This window comes from Dermabacter sp. HSID17554 (assembly GCF_003989295.1).
Lineage (GTDB): Bacteria > Actinomycetota > Actinomycetes > Actinomycetales > Dermabacteraceae > Dermabacter > Dermabacter vaginalis.
The window spans coordinates 479,983-497,502 of the sequence record NZ_RBLW01000001.1 but is presented as its reverse complement, the minus strand read 5'-3'; the positions used below and the strand labels follow the sequence as shown (position 1 = coordinate 497,502).

The 17,520-nt window shown below is 60.5% G+C and carries 11 protein-coding genes and 1 tRNA gene; 11 read left to right on the top strand and 1 reads right to left on the bottom strand.

Going from position 1 to position 17,520, the window contains the following annotated elements:
* The first annotated feature begins 157 nt into the window (after window positions 1–157).
* The 10 genes from D8M36_RS02270 (at window position 158) to D8M36_RS02225 (ending at window position 13,568) form a co-directional block, all read left to right on the top strand.
* On the top strand, window positions 158–1,504 hold the full coding sequence (locus D8M36_RS02270; protein ID WP_238638347.1) for a hemolysin family protein: 1,347 nt from the start codon (window positions 158–160) through the stop codon (window positions 1,502–1,504).
* Window positions 1,497–2,579 carry a hemolysin family protein gene (locus tag D8M36_RS02265; RefSeq protein WP_065248030.1) on the top strand — a complete coding sequence of 361 codons (1,083 nt, stop codon included), beginning with the start codon at window positions 1,497–1,499 and terminating at the stop codon, window positions 2,577–2,579. Before D8M36_RS02270 ends, D8M36_RS02265 begins: the two co-directional genes overlap by 8 nt.
* A gap of 262 nt (window positions 2,580–2,841) precedes the next feature.
* On the top strand, window positions 2,842–3,621 hold the full coding sequence (locus D8M36_RS02260) for a M23 family metallopeptidase (protein WP_236886221.1): 780 nt from the start codon (window positions 2,842–2,844) through the stop codon (window positions 3,619–3,621).
* Window positions 3,612–4,664, top strand: a complete 1,053-nt coding sequence (gene tsaD, locus D8M36_RS02255) for a tRNA (adenosine(37)-N6)-threonylcarbamoyltransferase complex transferase subunit TsaD (protein WP_126846372.1) — start codon at window positions 3,612–3,614, stop codon at window positions 4,662–4,664. The genes D8M36_RS02260 and tsaD overlap by 10 nt, the downstream gene beginning before the upstream one ends.
* A 62-nt stretch (window positions 4,665–4,726) precedes the next feature.
* Window positions 4,727–4,802, top strand: a tRNA-Arg gene (locus tag D8M36_RS02250).
* Window positions 4,803–4,835: 33 nt separating this feature from the next.
* Window positions 4,836–5,282 carry a hypothetical protein gene (locus tag D8M36_RS02245; RefSeq protein WP_126846354.1) on the top strand — a complete coding sequence of 149 codons (447 nt, stop codon included), beginning with the start codon at window positions 4,836–4,838 and terminating at the stop codon, window positions 5,280–5,282.
* A 347-nt stretch (window positions 5,283–5,629) separates the two neighbouring features.
* Window positions 5,630–6,571: an Abi family protein gene (locus D8M36_RS02240; protein ID WP_238638346.1), complete on the top strand. Its 942-nt coding sequence runs from the start codon at window positions 5,630–5,632 to the stop codon at window positions 6,569–6,571.
* Window positions 6,572–6,850: 279 nt separating this feature from the next.
* Window positions 6,851–8,854, top strand: a complete 2,004-nt coding sequence (locus D8M36_RS02235) for a type I restriction-modification system subunit M (protein WP_126846352.1) — start codon at window positions 6,851–6,853, stop codon at window positions 8,852–8,854.
* Window positions 8,844–10,100 carry a restriction endonuclease subunit S gene (locus tag D8M36_RS02230; RefSeq protein ID WP_161970184.1) on the top strand — a complete coding sequence of 419 codons (1,257 nt, stop codon included), beginning with the start codon at window positions 8,844–8,846 and terminating at the stop codon, window positions 10,098–10,100. Before D8M36_RS02235 ends, D8M36_RS02230 begins: the two co-directional genes overlap by 11 nt.
* A gap of 3 nt (window positions 10,101–10,103) precedes the next feature.
* A complete protein-coding gene (locus D8M36_RS02225) occupies window positions 10,104–13,568 on the top strand; it encodes a type I restriction endonuclease subunit R (RefSeq protein ID WP_126846349.1) in 3,465 nt (1,154 codons plus the stop codon).
* 94 nt (window positions 13,569–13,662) lie between these two features.
* On the opposite strand, the gene D8M36_RS02220 is transcribed toward D8M36_RS02225, so the two are convergent.
* On the bottom strand, window positions 13,663–15,921 hold the full coding sequence (locus tag D8M36_RS02220; RefSeq protein ID WP_126846347.1) for a bifunctional alpha,alpha-trehalose-phosphate synthase (UDP-forming)/trehalose-phosphatase: 2,259 nt from the start codon (window positions 15,919–15,921) through the stop codon (window positions 13,663–13,665).
* A gap of 164 nt (window positions 15,922–16,085) precedes the next feature.
* On the opposite strand from D8M36_RS02220, the gene lysA reads away from it, so the two are divergent.
* Window positions 16,086–17,498, top strand: a complete 1,413-nt coding sequence (gene lysA / locus D8M36_RS02215; RefSeq protein ID WP_126846345.1) for a diaminopimelate decarboxylase — start codon at window positions 16,086–16,088, stop codon at window positions 17,496–17,498.
* The last annotated feature ends 22 nt before the right edge of the window (window positions 17,499–17,520 follow it).

Here is a 17,520-nt window from a genome sequence, read left to right as displayed (position 1 = left end):
CCTATTGCGCAAAATCTCGTGCGGCTGTGAAGGAAACGTGCACTATAGTGGCGCGTACGATGAACGAAAACGATTCACCACCTCGAAGTTCCATGCCCCCTCACCTTCGCCGCTCGAGCGGTACCTCGGCTTTGACGCTCGCGGGTGGTGAGCGGGCATGATGACCTGGATCCTCCTCGGCGTGGGCCTTCTCCTGACCGCCGGAACGGCCATCTTCGTGGCCTCAGAATTCTCCCTCGTGGCGCTCGATAAACACACGGTGGAAAAGGCCGTGGCGCGTGGCGATAAGGGGGCGAAGGGCGTGATGAATGCCCTCACCCACCTCTCGACGAACCTGTCGGGTGCGCAGGTAGGCATCACCATCACCACGCTCATTTTTGGTTTTGCGGTCAAAGATCCGCTGACCAACGTGCTCTCGAGCCTGCTGTCGTTCACGGGGCTCGAGGCCTCGATTGTGTCCACGACCGCGCTTGCGCTGGCGATGGTGCTTTCCTACGGCTTTTCGGTCGTGTTCGGTGAACTCATCCCGAAGAACCTTGCAATCGCGGCGCCATTTGAGACGGCCAAGATTGTGGCACCGATGCAGCACGGCTTCACGATCGCACTCAAGCCGCTCATCATCATGTTTAACGCGACCGCGAACTTCTTCTTGCGCCTCCTCGGAGTTGAGCCGCAAGAAGAGCTCTCGGCGGCGCGCTCACCCGCCGAGCTCGATTCGCTCGTGCGCCACTCGGCTCAGGCAGGCACCCTTGATGAGGGCACCGCGGTGCTACTTTCCCGCACGCTTCAACTTGCGGACCGAACGGCTGCCGACGTCATGACGCATCGCGGAGCGATGATCAGCATCGATATGAGCGAGCCGGCGTCGGAAGTGCTCGCCCTCACCGCCGATTCTGGCAAATCGCGTTTTCCCGTGACCGACGAGAGTGAAGACGACGTTGTGGGGATCGTGCAGGCCCGCCAAGCGATCAAGCTCCCGCCCTCCGAGCGTTCGCGCACGCGCGTGGAGGAGATCATGAGCGAAGTTGTGCGCGTGCCTGAAACGGTGGGCCTCGACTCACTTCTCGAGGATCTGCGTGCCCAAGGCGCACAGCTCGCCGTGGTGATCGACGAGTACGGCGGCACGGCCGGAATCGTCACGCTCGAAGACGTGATTGAAGAGATCGTGGGCGAGGTTTCCGATGAACACGACACCGATGAACCCGAGCGCTTTGCCCAGGGCGGGGTGGACGAGTGGACGGTTTCGGGGCTCATGCGCCCCGATGAGATTCGCCGTGACATGGGGGTCATCATCCCCGAATCTCCCGACTATGAAACCCTCGGCGGTCTTATCATGGACCGCCTCGAGCGGCTCCCGGAGGTCGGTGACGTGGTGGAGGTGCCGGGCGTGCGCTTCGAGGTCGTGGACCTCGATGGCCGCCGCGTGGACACCGTAGACATGAAATTACTTTCCGACGAGGCGCGTGCGCGCACGGAAGACGAGGAGGAGGGCAGCAATGAGTGACCTCGCCGCACTTCTGATTGGTCTCGCGATGCTCGCGGGCAACGCGTACTTCGTGGGTGCTGAATTTGCCGTGATGAGCGTGCGCCGCAGCCAGCTTGAGCCGCTCGCGGCCGAAGGCAAGCCCGGTGCGAAAACCGCGCTGTGGGCGATTCAGCACGTGTCGCTCATGCTCGCCACCGCACAATTCGGGGTAACCGTGTGCTCGGTGACGCTCGGTGCGGTAGCCGAGCCCGCTATTGCCCATCTCATTGAGCCGATCTTCGAAAGCTTCGGTGTTCCCGAGGCGCTCGTGCATCCGATCTCGTTCACGATCGCGCTTCTCATTGCGAGCTACTTGCACGTGGTGCTTGGCGAGATGGTGCCGAAGAACCTCTCGATTGCGCTTCCGGTGGGGGCCGCTCGTCTTCTCGCGCCGCCCCTCGTGTGGCTCACAAAGATTTTGCGTCCCGTGATTTGGCTCCTTAACGCCACCGCAAATGCGGCGCTGCGCCTCCTCGGGGTAGAACCGCAGAACGAAGTGTCATCGCAGTTCACGGCAGAAGATATCGCCGCAATCGTGGACGAATCAGAACGCGAAGGGCTTCTTGACGACGAACAGGGGCTGCTCAAGGGGGCGATCCAGTTCTCCGACCATGTCGCGGGCGACGTCATGGTGCCCATGGAGGACGTGGTGACGGTCGGCTACGGCATCACTCCGCAGAAGTTCGAGGAGATCGTGGCGCGTACCGGATTCAGCCGTCTCGGTGTGAAGAATGACGCGGGAGACCTCGTGGGCTACCTGCACCTCAAGGACATGATCGTGCTTGATGGCGAAGACCCCTCGGTGTACACGACCCCGGTGAGCCCGGGCAAGGTTCGCGCGGTCGTCTCGGTGGCCGACGATGACGACGTAGAGGAGGTACTGCGCGCCATGCAGTACAACGGTGCGCACATGGCCCGCGTTGATTCCGCGAACCACAGGAGTGTGGGTGCGGTGTTCCTCGAAGACGTTCTCGAGGAGCTCGTGGGCGAGGTCAATGACGTTATGCAGCGCCAGCGCCTAGCCGGTGCTCGCCCCGCGGGCGCTCGAGCGTAGACCCCTCGGTAAAGAGACGTGACGCGCCACACACAGCAATGTGTGTGGCGCGTTGCTGTGTGGGTCGAACGCGCGCCTGGGAAGTGATGCGCGAGACGCAGACAGTAAAAATTCGGCAATCACTCGTTCAGGTGGGCCGATTGGGGCTGTTCGTGGGCCTACGTTAGTAGTGGTCCTAAAAGCGGAGCTTCCCCATCCGTGAGGGCCTGCGCGGCACCCCCGCGCGAGCACTGATCATCAACGTGGTAAAAGGACGAACACCGTGGCGAAGCATCGCGCAGCCGGAAGGGCTCAGATGAGGCCCCTCCAGCCAGCACAGGGGACCAGGCGCAACTCGGAGGCCGCGAGCTCGGCCGTCAAGGTTGGTGTCGTAGGCGCCCTCGCCACGGCGACGATCGCCGTTCCGCTTGCTGCTGCCGCTGCCGATCAGGGCACGGTTCTCCCGTCGAGCGTCGAGGCCACGTCGGAGGCCATCGCCCCACAACAACAGGAAGTTGCTGAGGAAACGGCGGCTGTGCAGAGCGCCGCGCTTCCCGCGGCCGTGCAGAGTGACCAGATCAGCTACGCGGATACCGCGATTGAGGGGAACCTCGAGGCCGAAGTCGAGCAGACCGAAGTTGAAGCCGCTGGCCTCGGTGAGGTCGCCGGCGATGGCGAGTGGCAAAAGCCCACACCCGGTGCCCCCATCACCTCCCCGTTTGGTTACCGCGTTCACCCCACCCTCGGGTACCGCAAGATGCACGACGGCGTTGACTTCGGCGCGAACTGCGGCACCCCCGTGTACGCCGCCGAGTCCGGCACCGCCGCGCTCGCCGGTTACAAGAGCTCCGCGAGCGGCAATGCCGTCGTGATCGAGCACGGCAACGGCGTGGAAACCGAGTACTACCACCTTTCATCCGTATCTGTGCGCGCTGGCGACACGGTTGAGAAGGGCCAGCAGGTGGGCAAGGTTGGCTCCACCGGCCGTTCAACGGGCTGCCATCTTCACTTTGGCCTCAAGAAGGGCGAGAGCCACGTCGATCCGATGTCGCTGTGGCGTTGAGCCCGGTCGTTCTCGGAGTCGAGTCCTCGTGCGATGAGACCGGCTTCGGAATTGTCAGTGAAGGAAAACTTCTAGGTCAGGGGCTTGCCTCGTCCGCGTCGAAACACGCGGAATTCGGGGGAGTGGTTCCTGAAATCGCCGCCCGTGCCCACCTCGATGCGGTTGTTCCCACCCTCCGGATCGCGCTGCAGGACGCTGGCCTTGAGCCGAAAGACATCACGCACGTGGCCGCAACGTCCGGCCCCGGCCTCGCCACCGCCGTGCACGTGGGGCTTGCGGCGGCGAAGTCGATTGCGTGGGCCCTCGATAAGCCTCTTTATGGCGTGCACCACCTCGCTGGGCACGCTGCCGCGGACACGCTCGAGCATGGCCCGCTTCCCGAGCACAGCATCATCCTGATCGTCTCGGGTGGGCACACGTCGATCCTCGAGGTCCGCGACCTCGTGCGTGACCCGATCGTGCACCTCGGTGACACGCTGGACGACGCCGCGGGCGAAGCATTCGATAAGGTCTCGCGTCTGCTGGGCCTCGGCTACCCGGGCGGCCCCGCAATTTCGAAGGCCGCACTCGAGGGGGACCGCGAAGCTTTCCGTTTCCCGCGCGCGATGCTTCGTGCGGGCGATCATCCGTACACATTCTCCTTCTCTGGCGTAAAAACGGCCGTGGCCCGTACCGTCGAGCAGATCGAGCGCACGGGCGCGGCCGTTCCCGTCGCGGATATTGCAGCCTCGTTCGAGGAAGCAGTTGTGGACGTGCTCGTGACCAAGGCCGTGAAGGCGTGCCAGGAGAAGAAGCTGAGCACCCTCGTCATCGTGGGAGGTGTCGCCGCGAACCGGCATCTTCGCCAGAAGGCGCAGGAGCAGTGCGACAAGCTCGGTATCGAGCTGCGCGTGCCACCACCGCATTTGTGCACGGACAACGGCGCGATGATCGCCGCCGTCGGCGATCTGCTTGTGCGCAGCGGCGCCGAGCCGAGCGGCCTCGGTATCGCGGCGGATCCGTCGGCAGTTCTTCACGGCGCCCAGTTGCCCGTTCCCGCCTAGCGCATCACGTTTCGCGCCCCCAAGGCGCGCCCCGTGCCTGATCTTGCTAAACTGGCACGGTTGCCCGCGTAGCTCAGTGGATAGAGCGTCTGCCTCCGGAGCAGAAGGTCGTAGGTTCGAATCCTGTCGCGGGCGCCATCCCCCTTATTTCGTCGTGCTAGATTGTCCCCCATGATGGAGACCGAGTGGGCACCGGCCCTGACAATCAACGGTGAAACCTCGTACGAGGCGAAGCGTGAGTGCAAAATCGGCTTCGAGCACACCCTCGAGCGCATGGACGGCGAGAATCTCCATTCGCTCGTGCTATGGCACTACCCGGCAGACGAGGAGTTTGCCAGCCCCGACTATCTTGACCAGTACCTTCAGTGCGCGGGCACTGCCGAGCGCCTCACCATCGAGTTTCGTTACACCAGATCCGACGGCACCTACGTGCACTTTGTTCTCTGTCGCGAAGAACCGGAGGGCGATGAAACTTCGGCGATCCACCCCCGCTACCCGAGCATCCAGGTTTATCCCGAAGACGTCTGGACCGCAGCAGAAGCCGCCCCCATCTTCGATTACTACGCCCGCGAGGTGATGATTCCCGATTGGGTGCTGGGGCGGGAGATTGACGTGTAAATCTCAAAGGCTTCCCGTGCTGAGCGACCCTTTGACACGGTCTTAGGGGGTCGCCGAGGCAGAAATGGGGGATGGCGACCGCTGGTCGGCTCGAATCCTGGCATGGACTCCCCAAGGGTTCCAATGGCCTGCGATTTCACCGCCGAAATGGCGGTTGATTTTCAGGGCGTTATGGCGAATCTGCGCCCCATGTGGTGTAGCTTCCGCGGGTCAGCTTCGCAGCACGCCTGAGGAGTTTTGCGTCGGCGCCGGCGCCGAATCTCTGCTAATATGATGCCAACAGTTCAGCCCGCCACGGCACCAGTCGTGAGTGGGCTGGATTTCTATCTGGCAGGAGGGCGGGCCTTGTGAGCAGGTCGCTTAAACCCGCGACGAGCATCGACCAGCAGATCGAGATTCTGCGTTCTCGGGGGATGCAAGTGGACGACGACTTGGCTCGCCAGTGGTTGGCCAACGTGTCTTACTACCGGCTTTCTGCTTATTGGTACCCGGCGAGGGTGCGAAAGGGGCGTCTTGCGCGTTCTGACTGTTTTCGGCCAGATGTGTCCTTTGCGGATGTCGTTGCACTATACGAAGCAGATCGAAAACTGCGAACTTTGGTCCATGACGGTATGGAGCGAGTCGAGGTAGCGTTGCGTGCCCGAGTAGGGGAAGTGCTGTGCGACCCCGATCCGGTGGGGTACACCGACCCGGCTCGCTTCCGTCCTTCTTTTGATCACGCTAGCTGGTTGAACGTCGCCAAAAAACGGATCGGACGCGCGCGAAAGCATAATGAAGCAATAAGTCATTACAGAGATCATTACGCCGCCCAGTATCCTTTCTGGGTGCTTGCTGAAGTTCTTGACTTCGCTGACATATCCAAGGCTTTTGAAGGTTTGGGCAGCAAAGATCAGCGCGAGGTTGCTGAGGCGCTGGGGTTCGTTTTCGAGACAGAATCCCTGTCAAAGAACCAACAGCGCAAGGTCAAAGCTCGATCACCGATGGTGTCGTGGTTTGAGCAGTTGACGATCGTCCGTAACATCTGTGCGCATCACGGACGTTTGTGGAACAGGTCCTTGACACCAGCGCCGACTGCGGCGTTGAGAATGCAGCCGCGGTTCAGTCAACTTCCGGAGGGGCAAAGTGAGCGGGTTTTTGGTGCACTAACCGTGATGGCGCACATTCTTCGTATTGTTTCGCCGGGGACTTCCTGGCCCGAAAGGGTCATGGAACTCCTACGCGAGGAGTTTCTTGTCAACCGAATCGTTTCAACGTCGGCGATGGGAATTCCGCGGATCCTAAAAAACTGAACGCATAGAACTGTTGAAGTGCACACGACCTGGGCGTCCCCCTGGAAGGGGGACGCCCAGATCTTTGGCAGCCATCCGGGCTAGTCGGCTTCCGTGGCGGGTGGACTAGTCGAGCGTTCGTGCTACCGGTCATGGGTACGCGTCCAACCAGTCCAACATGGCGCGATACCCCTCATCGAGCACGGGTTAGGGATGAGGCGTCACTAATGAGGGCGAATGCGGGGACTCGTCGCTATGAGAGAATTAAACCGTCAGCTGCATGAATTACGGGAACGGGCGATGACCGACACTTCTGAACTCCTCGATTCGATCACTCCGAAACAAACGGCAAAGGTGAACGTGTTGGAGAGGGCAGTGTGGCAAACTGCCGACGATTTCCTTCGCCTCATCGTTCCCGCAGAGAACTACGGTGATTACATCATCCCGTTCACGGTGCTGCGGCGCCTCGAGGGGCGGCTCGAGTCGACGAAGCCTCAGGTGCTTGAGCTTGTGAGGCGTGAGTCGGCGAAAGGGACGCTACCGCATATCGTTGCCCTCAAGATCGAGAATCAGTTTGGTCTTCGGTTTTGGAATACGTCGGGCCTTTCGCTTGAACGGCTTGCGGCGTCCGACGATGAGCTGAAGTCAGGCCTCAAGCAGTATCTCAACGCGTTTTCGGCGAACATCCTCGGGATTTGGGATGCCTTCGAGTTCGATAAGCTCATCGATTTCCTCGCTCGCAACGACCAACTGTGGAACATGGTGAGCCACTTCGCTTCGATCGATATGAGTGATGCTGCCCTCCAGGATCAAACGATGGGGGACATTTTCGAGAACCTCATGTACCGCTCGTTCGCCCGCAAGGCGAAGGATGCCGGTGAGTTTTATACCCCGCGTGACGCTGTGCGGCTCATGACCTCGATTCTGTTCACATCCGATGACACCGAGCTTGAGGAAAGCGGCATTATCCGTTCGGTTTACGATCCGACGGCTGGCACGTGCGGCATGCTCATTACGGCGCGCAACGCGCTTCGCCAGATCAACCCGGGCATCGACGTCGTGATCGCGGGCCAAGAACTCAAGGAATCGTCGTACGCACTCGGCAAATCAGACCTGCTCATGCAGGGGTTCAAAGATCCCGAGGTTCTCAAGTCCGGTAACTCCCTGACCAACGATCAGTACAAGGATCAAAAGTTCGATTACATCCTCGCGAATCCTCCCTACGGGTCGTCGTGGAAGGCGTTCCAGGGAAAAATCAAGGAGCTCCAGGAGCTGGGAGATCCTCGATTCTCGGAGGGCCTGCCGTCGGTGAGTGATGGGCAGATGCTCTTCCTCATGCACATTGCGCACAAGCTTGCGCCTGCGAACGGCCCGACCAAGGGCGGGCGAGCTGCGGTGGTCACGAATGGCTCACCGTTATTTACGGGCGATGCTGAGTCAGGACCGGACGGCATCCGTAAGTTCCTCATCGGCGCCGAGGGTGGAACCGACATTCTCGAGGCGATCATCGCACTGCCGAACGACATGTTCTACAACACCGGCATTGCCACCTACGTATGGATCCTGGATCGCAACAAGGAGCCGCGTAGACGCGGGAAGATCCAGTTTATTGACGCGACCGAGATGTATGCGCCGATGCGTAAAAATATGGGTCAAAAGCGCGTGGAGCTGAGCGAAACCAATATTCGTGAGATCACGAAGCTCTATAAAGATTTCGAACCTAACGAGCGTTCCATCATCGTGACTCCCGATGAGCTCACCTTCCGCGATGTCCCCATGTTCAAGGTGGCACGCTATTCGGTGTCCGTCACCGACGAGACCGTCGAGCAGGCACTCGACCACAAGTCGGCCTTCCCCGAACACGAAGCCGTGATCCGCGAGATGGCGGGCAAGACGTACAACGAGCTGCCGAAGGCACTGAAGGCCTCGGCGAAAAAGCACGGCGTAAAAATGGGCGCGCCACTTTTGAAGCACATCATGAGTACCCTCGCCGTTGTCGACGAAAGCGCTCCGCAGTCGCTCGATGAGAAGGGGCGCTCTGTGATCGATGCGTCCAGTAAGCTCACCGAGCGAATTCCCTATACCGAGAACGTCACCGAACACATGCAGCGCGAAGTGCTCCCGTTCGTGCCCGACATGGAGTGGGACGAAAGCGCCGCAAAAGTGGGCACCGAACTCCCACTCACTCGCCTGTTTTACAAGCCCGAGGAAACCCGCTCTCTCGAAGAGCTCGACGCCGCCATCGCGGCCTCCCTCGAGCGCATCTATGCGAAGTTCAAGGAGATGGAAGCTCATGAAAACTGATATTCCATATGGTGCGCTCGAAGAATGCAGGTTCCCTTTAGTCCCTTTAGGCGCGATCGCGCACTTCACCTCGGGATGGACTCCGTCTTCAAAGAACTCTGCTTTTTATAGCGGCGTTAACAAGTGGGCAACTATCGCAGACTTGAATTCTCACTATATCTCGGATACACGCCAGAGGATCTCTGATGTAGCTGTGCGCGAGGCTGGACATCCGAAGCTATCTAACCCGGGTGATCTACTTTTTTCCTTTAAGCTTTCTGTGGGGATGACTTCAATTGTTAGCTCCCCAATGTATACGAATGAAGCTATAGCTACTTTTCGGCCCTCGAGGTATTTGGATGCTGGTTTCGCTTATTATGCGTTTCCTGTTTTCCTCTCTGCGGCGGCTAGACCAAATATATACGGGGCGCCGTTGCTAAGTGCTAGCCTAATCTCCCGTGCCAGGGTGCCTCGGTTGTCGTTGATGGATCAGCGGCGGATCGCGGACTACCTCGACGAAGAGGTTCGCGAAATGGATGCTCTTGTTGTTGAGCTTGATAATCTAGTCGATGATTTAGTTACTCGGCGTGCTCGTTTGATTGAAAAGCACGTTGCTCAATACGTGTCAGAAGCCTCTAGAGAGCGTGGCGGTTATCCGAAACATTCATTAAAATTCTTAATTAGCGACCATTTTGCGGGTGAGTGGGGTGTGGAAGCTGGGCAAAATGAGGTCGATGTAACTTGTGTGCGTGTGGCAGATTTCAATCGCGGAACTTCATCAGTCAGTAAAAATATCCCTACAACCCGTTCTTACTCAACAAAGGTCCTGAAGCAAAAATGTCTGTCTTCAGGCGATCTACTATTAGAAAAGTCGGGTGGTGGAGCAAAAACCCCAGTTGGATCCGTGGTGTTATATAGAGGTTCCGGCGCGGCGATGTGTGCGAACTTTATCGAAGTCTTGCGATTGAAAAATGGTCAATCCAATAGGTTTTGGGCATATGTGTTACGCTCGAGTTTCGTTAGAGGGAATACCGTCCCGTGCATAAAGCAGACTACAGGTATCCAGAATCTCGATATCCAACTATTTTTTGACCAAAAGTTTGTCGTCCCGCCAGATAAAAAACAAAGAGAAATCGCGGACGAACTTGACCGTGAGACTGCCGAGATGGACTCCCTCATCAAGGAAGCAACGGAGCTCATCGAGAACCTTAAGGCGCGGAAAACGGCACTTATTACCGAAGTGGTGACGGGACGGAAGAAGGTTTAGGTCATGGTGAACCCGATTCATGAAGAAGCGATGGAGCTGACGATCTGCCGGTCGCTTGCTACTCAGGGATGGAGCTGGGATGAGGGCGCAAACGACCGCGGCTTTGATCCGGAACTCGGGCTGTTTCCCGGTGACGTGCTCCATTGGCTCTCCACGCAGTATCCGGACGAATACGAGCGGGCGATCCCGGCAGAAGCAAGCGAGGTCGAACGTAAGGCACGCGAAACGCGACTGCTTCGTCGACTTGCGAAAGAACTCGACAGGAAACCGCGACTCGACGGGATCACACGCAAGGTTGATGGTGGCCTGCTCGGCACGCTGCGCGACGGTTTCTCCTTCACTCAGGCAGACCGTGGAACCGTCATCTTTCCCGACATGGCAGGGTTCTTTCCTTACGACCCCGCAAAAACAGACGCCGTGGAAAAGGCCGAGGTGAACCGGCTGCGGGTGCTCCAACAAGTCCACTTCGAAAAAGGCAACGGCGGAGAAATCGACCTCGTTCTCCTCGTCAATGGCATCCCCGTCGTCACGATGGAACTCAAAACCGACAACACCCAGTCGATCGCCGACGCCGTTGCCCAATACCGCCGCGACCGCATCCCCAAGAAATCCTCCCGTCCTCTGTTGAATCCGGGGCGCTGCCTCGTGCACTTCGCCGTCTCCTCGAGCGAAGTCATGATGACCACTGAGCTCAAGGGCAAAGACACCGTGTTCCTGCCGTTCAACCAGGGCACCGAAGAAGGCCGGGCCGGAAACCCCGCCAACCCCAACGGGTACCGCGTTGCGTACCTGTGGGAAAAGGTACTCACCCCCGAATTGCTCTTGCGAATTATCAGGGACTACGCGCTGTGGGAGCCATCCTCCAAAGGCACTGACGGCCGGCTTATATTCCCGCGCTTCCACCAGTTGCGCTCCGTGGAGCGTGTCACCGACGATATGCGCCGCGGAGTAGCCGGCAAGCGGTACCTCATCCAGCACTCCGCCGGATCCGGCAAAACCAAAACCATCGCCTGGCTTGCGCACCGCGCCAACAAAATGCTCCACGGGGACGGCACGAAGCTGTTCGACTGTGTCATTGTCGTCACCGACCGCACCTCGCTCGACCGCAACGTTGCCGACGGGCTCTCGCTCCTCCAGGCCGCCGAAGGCATGGTCCAAAACATTACGAGCGACGACACCTCGAAATCCGAAAAACTCCGGCATTACCTCTCGCAGGGCAAACGGATCCTCTCCACCACGATTCAAACGTTCCCCGCGCTTGCACAGCTCATCGAGGATTCGCCGGCACTTCGTGGCCGCAGGTGGCTCTTGATCATTGACGAGGCTCACTCCTCCCAGCACGGCAAAGCCTCACGTTCCCTCCTCGAAACTCTCTCGGACCTCCCCGGTGACGTTGCGGAAGCAGCGCAGCGCGCAGCCGAAGAGGCCGCTGATGAGGGGGAGGCAAACGACGGCGGCCTTACGCGCGTCGAAAAGGACCGCCGCACGATGCTCGAAGATTCGGCCGTCGCGAAAGCCACCAACATCACGATCGTGGCGTTCACGGCGACACCCAAAGCGCGCACCCTCGCGGTCTTCGGTGAAAAAGATCCGGAGAACCCCGACCGGCGCTACCCCTTCGACCTGTATTCAATGGCGCAGGCCATCGACGAAAACTTCATCCTCGACGTTCTGCAGAACTACATCTCCCTTGACCTTTACGCGAGGATTGAAGACAAGCTTGGCCGCGAAGACGACGTGGTGCTGGGGGAGGCCACAGCCGCGCTCGTGCGGTTCGTGCGCTCACACGAAAAAACTATCCACGCCAAAGCAGAGGTGGCCGTCGAGCACTTCCACAACAATGTGCGGCCCCTCCTCGGCTCGACGGCCAAAGCGATGGTTGTGTGTGACGATCGAATGGGCGCTTATACATGGTTTAGGGCCGTGCAAGACGTCATCGCGAGCGATCCAAAGTATCGAGGCATGCAGGCCCTCGTCGCCTTCTCGCAGCCGCTGAATGTTTCCCGCGATCCGTATAACGAGCACGTCGTCACCGAGTCCTCGCTCAACAACGAGAACAGGTCCGACGGTTCCAGGCGTATGGAAACGACCGCGATGTTCGACGGGGACAGTTACAAGTTCCTCATCGTCGCCAACAAATTCGTCACCGGCTTCGACGAACCGCGCCTTTCCGCAATGTACGTCGATAAACCCCTTTCCGGAGTGCTCGCCGTGCAAACTCTCTCGAGGCTTAACCGCACGATGCCCTCGAAAAACAAAACGAAAACTTACGTCGTGGATTTCGTGAACTCTCCCGAAGCGATCCTCGGCGCGTTTCAGCCGTACTATTCCCAAGCCACGATCGACACGAGCGTGGACCCGAACGCGTTGCCTGACCTTGGCCGCCTGCTTGATTCTTCGCCGTTTTACGACCAAGAAGAGATGGAAGCAGTCGCGAACGTTGTGCTCGACCGCGACATCGATGTGAGGCGTAAGGACTCGTTGATCCAAGGCCGCCTCGGACCGGTTGTCACGAGGTGGACGGACATGTACCGGGCCGCGATCGCGAACGACGACGCAGAAAACAAGGCGATTGCCACCGACTTCCGCGCAAACCTCGTGAAATACGTGCATGCGTGGGACTTCCTCAGCCAGTTCATCGACTTCCAAGAAGTCACGCTCCACAAGCGCGCGGTGTTTGCCGACATCCTCGCGCGCAACCTCAAGCTCGGAACCCGCGGTACAGAAGACGACTTTGTGACTGGTGTGGACATCGTCGCGACCGCAGTCACAGGCGACGTTGATCGTGGGGAAGCGCTTGAGCTTGACATCGATCAGGCGCGCGCGCCGCTTCCCGTCCCGGGATTCGACGGGCGAGTGTCTTCTGGCGGTGAAGGCGACCCGCTGCAGGGAGCGTTTCAACAAGCGGTGGAACAGGTCAACGAACTGTTTGCGGCAGCCGGAATCGACATTTCGGATTCCACGAGCAGACGCAATGTTTATGCAGTGTGGGAAAAGCTCACGGGCGACGAGGAGGTCGAACAGCTCGCGAGTAAAAACTCCGAGAGCGCCCTCTCAAAGTCCCATACGATGCGTCGCAAAGTTGTCGAAGCACTGTTTGATATCGATAGCGATCAAGAACAATTTAGCCAGATGATGCAGGGTAGCGAAGACGCACTCGACGTCTTCGTTAAGGCCATGTCGCGCCTCGCCGCCGCCGCAAATGAGGACAAGAAAAACGGCATTGAGCCGCGAGAAGAGGAATCCACGGTCGAAAAGCGGCTTCGCGGACTCCTCGACGTTCTGCGTGAGAACACCGACGGCAGCATCGTGGAGGAAAAACTCGCGATGAAACTCGATCAAGCACTCAAAACACGCGGCAGCACCAACGTGTTCGAGATCCTCCGTGCCGAGTTCGTCGCGAACGCCCTGCCCGTCGACGGGGTGCTCTTCGAGCGCGCCGCCACGTACGCGATGCAGAACTACTAGGCGCCGGGCCCCACGCGAGAGGTGAAACCTTGAGGCCTAAAGTTTCACGAACGCTTCGGCGATGACACTTTAGGCCTCAAGTGTCATGACCGCCTTACTCCGCACGCTTCGCGAGCAGCTCGGCGAGCAGCTCCTTGACCGCTTCCGGATCGGCGATGCGGAAGCTCGCCGCGGTCTCGCCGGGGCCAACCTTGATCGTGAGGTCGCTACTGCCGGCGCGATTGAACACGGACTCGTCGGTGACATCGTCGCCGAGATAGAGCCAGGCGTCGCACGCGCACGCGCGAGCGAGAGCGTCGATCGCTTCGCCCTTCGTTGCGGGGATCACCGAGAATTCCACGACGGCCTTGCCGGGCGTGACCTTCGCGTGGCGGATCGAGCGGGCATACTCGAGGGCTTCCTCAGTGGCGTTCGCGGCGCCGCGGCCCTTCGCATTGCGCGTGTGGAGCACGGCGGCCGTGGGCTTCTTCTCCACTTCGGTGCCCGGGTACTTGCGGGAAATCCGCTCGAGAGCTGCGGTGATCGTGGCGAGCTGCGAGCGGCGCTCGTCCGTCATGGAGAGCGACGACGAATCGAGAATTCCCGCATCCATGCTCTCCGGAAGCGCGCCCACCTCCGCTCCGTGCGAACCGATGAGCACCACTGAGCTTGGCATTTCCGTGAGCGAATCGAGATCCTCAAGGGAGCGACCCGACACGAGCGCGACGTTGGTGCCATCGAGGCCTGAGAGGGATCGAAGCGCCTGAAGCGACTCGGGGACGGCACGCGCCTCATCGCGATTCGCGACGATCGGCGCGAGCACGCCGTCGAAATCCGAGGCAATGAGCACTCGCGGAGTCGTGGCGAAAGCCTCGAGTGCAGAATCGAGCTCGGCGCGCGGCGGGCAAGCGTCGGAACTGAGAGTGGGGCGGGAGGGACCCTTCCGGGCCTCTGCGCCCCGGTCCCCACCGACCCTCTCGAGTGCCTCGAGGAAATCCGACGCCCACCGCTGCACGTCGTGATCGAACACCTGGCGGCGCAGCGAACGCATGTTGTCTTGCTGCTCCTCCTCGCTCATGGCGAGCGCGTGAAGGATCGCCGACTTGAGCTCGTCAATGTCGTGCGGGTTCACGAGGGTTGCGGCGCGAAGCTCATCGGCCGCGCCCGTGAACTCCGAGAGCACGAGCACGCCGCGCTCATCGATGCGAGAGGCGATGTACTCCTTTGCCACGAGGTTCATGCCGTCGCGAAGGCTCGTCACGAGCACCACGTCCGCACACATGTAAAGCGCGGTCATATCGGTGCGGGGGAACGTGCGGTGCATATACGAGATGGCAGGGCGGCCGATCGGCGCGAAATCGCCGTTGAGGCGGCCGACGGTCAGCTCGATTTCATCGCGAAGCTGCTTGTACGCGTCGACCCTCTCGCGCGACGGGGTCGCGACCTGGATCATCGTGACGTCGTGAGGATCGATCGCGCCATCGTTGAGGAGCTCGCCGTACGCCTTGAGGCGGTGGCGGATACCCTTCGTGTAATCGAGACGATCCACGCCGAGCACGACCTTCTTCGGGTTGCCGAGCTGCTCGCGGATCTCCTTCGCGCGCGCGAGCACAGCCGGATCCTTCGTAAGCTCGTCGTACACGCTCACGTCGATCGAAATCGGGAAGCAACGCGCCTCGACGGTGCGGTCCTCTTCGAGACCGAGTCCGGGCACGACGATCTGATGCTCACTCGCGCGATAACCGAGGATTTGACGCACGCACGTGGTGAAGTTGATGGCATCGCGCTCGCGCTGGAAGCCGAGAAGATCAGCACCGAGCAGGCCGCGCAGAACCGAATCGCGCTTCGGCAGCTGCGCGAACAGCTCGAACGGCGGGAACGGAATGTGGTTGAACCAGCCGATCGTGACATCGGGGCGCAGGCTGCGGATCATTTCGGGAACGAGTTGCAGCTGATAGTCATGCACCCAAATCGTGCCGCCCTCGGCGGTCGCGGCGGCCGCGGCCTTCGCAAACTTGCGGTTTGCCTCGACGTACACGTCCCACCAAGTGCGGTGGAAGTTCGGGTCGGCGATCACGTCGTGGTAGAGCGGCCACAGCGTGTCGTTCGAGAATCCCTCGTAGTACTTCTCGACCTCTTCGGCCGTGAGGGCGACCGGAACGAGATGCATCGTGTCGATGTCGAACGGGGCGATGTCCTCATCGGCACCGCCGGCCCAGCCCACCCACGCGGCTGATTCAGCGTTGCGCATGACCGACTCCATCGCGGTCACGAGGCCGCCGGGGCTCGTCACCCACTCGGTCGAACCATCGGGGGCGGTTTTGCGATCGACAGGGAGGCGATTGGCAACGACGACGAGGGATGCGCGGGACATGATGCTCCTTTACCGAGGCACGTGCTTCACGCCTCGACGCTATCAATTGTGAATGGGTGCTCGCGTAAAGTCCCGCATCTTTCCACGTGGACACGTGCACGCCACGACGTGCCCACGACCTAGGGTTTTGCTCACCGAACGCCATCCACAAGCAAGGAGCCAGCATGCGCGCACACGAAGCGGGAGCCCTCCACGGAAACGACCTGGTTCCCCAGTGGCTGCCGTACCCGAGCGACGTTAACCACCTGATCGACGGGCTCTGGAGCATGAACACGACCCGGAATGCGAGAGGCGAAGTAGAGATCGCGGGAGTGGGGGTCGGCGAGATCAAGGAACGATTCGGCACGCCCACCTTCGTGATTGACGAAGAGGACTTCCGCTCGCGCGCCCGACTCTTTCGCGACACGTTCGAGCGGGCTTTCGCGCCGCTTTCCGGCGTGGACATGAGCTATGCGGGCAAGGCTTTTCTTTCGACCGCGGTGGCGCGCTGGGTGCATTCCGAAGGACTTGGCCTCGATGTGTGCTCCGGCGGGGAGCTCGCGATCGCGCTGCGCGCGGGGTCCGACGCTCGCCGGCTCACGTTCCACGGCAATAACAAGAGCGATGCGGAGCTCAAGTACGCGATCGAGGCCGGGGTGGGGCGCCTCGTGCTTGATTCTCTCGAAGAGATCGACCGCGTGAGCGCCCTCGCTGCGACGGCGGGGACATGCCAGCGTGTCTTACTGCGCGTCACCTCCGGCGTTGAAGCGCACACGCATGAATTCATCTCGACCGCGCACGAGGACCAAAAATTCGGCATCTCCATCGCCACGGGGGAGGCCCTCGAAGCGATCCGGCGCGTCGAGGCCGCAAAAGCCCTCACGCTCGACGGGCTCCACTCCCACATTGGCTCCCAAATCTTTGACACGAACGGCTTCGAGGTCGCGGCAAGGCGCGTGCTTGCGCTCGCGAAGGAAGGGCGCGACGCGATTGGCAGGCCGCTGACTCACATTGTTCTAGGCGGTGGTTTCGGCGTGATGTACACGACTCAGAACACACCGCGCACGGCCGGGCAGCTCGCCGAACAGCTCGCCGCCATCGTGGACAACTCTTGCCGCGCGCTCGACCTTGAGGTTCCGCGACTCGGTTTCGAACCCGGGCGCGCGATCGCCGGCCCTTCCACGCAGACGCTCTACACCGTGGGTACGCTCAAGGACGTCGAGCTCGGCGCGGGTCAAAAACGCCTGTACGTGTCGATCGACGGTGGCATGAGCGACAACATCCGTACAGCCCTCTACGATGCCGACTACTCGTGCCTGCTCTCGAGTCGCACCTCCGCGGTTGAGCCGCGCGTCGTGCGCATCGTCGGCAAACATTGCGAAAGCGGCGACATCGTGGTGAAAGACGAATACCTCCCGGGCGACGTGAAGCGCGGCGACCTCGTTTCCGTGCCCGTCACGGGCGCCTACTGCTATGCCCTCGCCTCCAACTACAACATTGCACTCAAGCCAGCCGTCGTCTCCGTCAAAGACGGCACGGTCACCGAAATGATCCGCCGCGAAACCCTCGAGGACCTCCTCGCGCGAGACCTCGGGTAGCGGCAGAAAAGTGACAACCGTC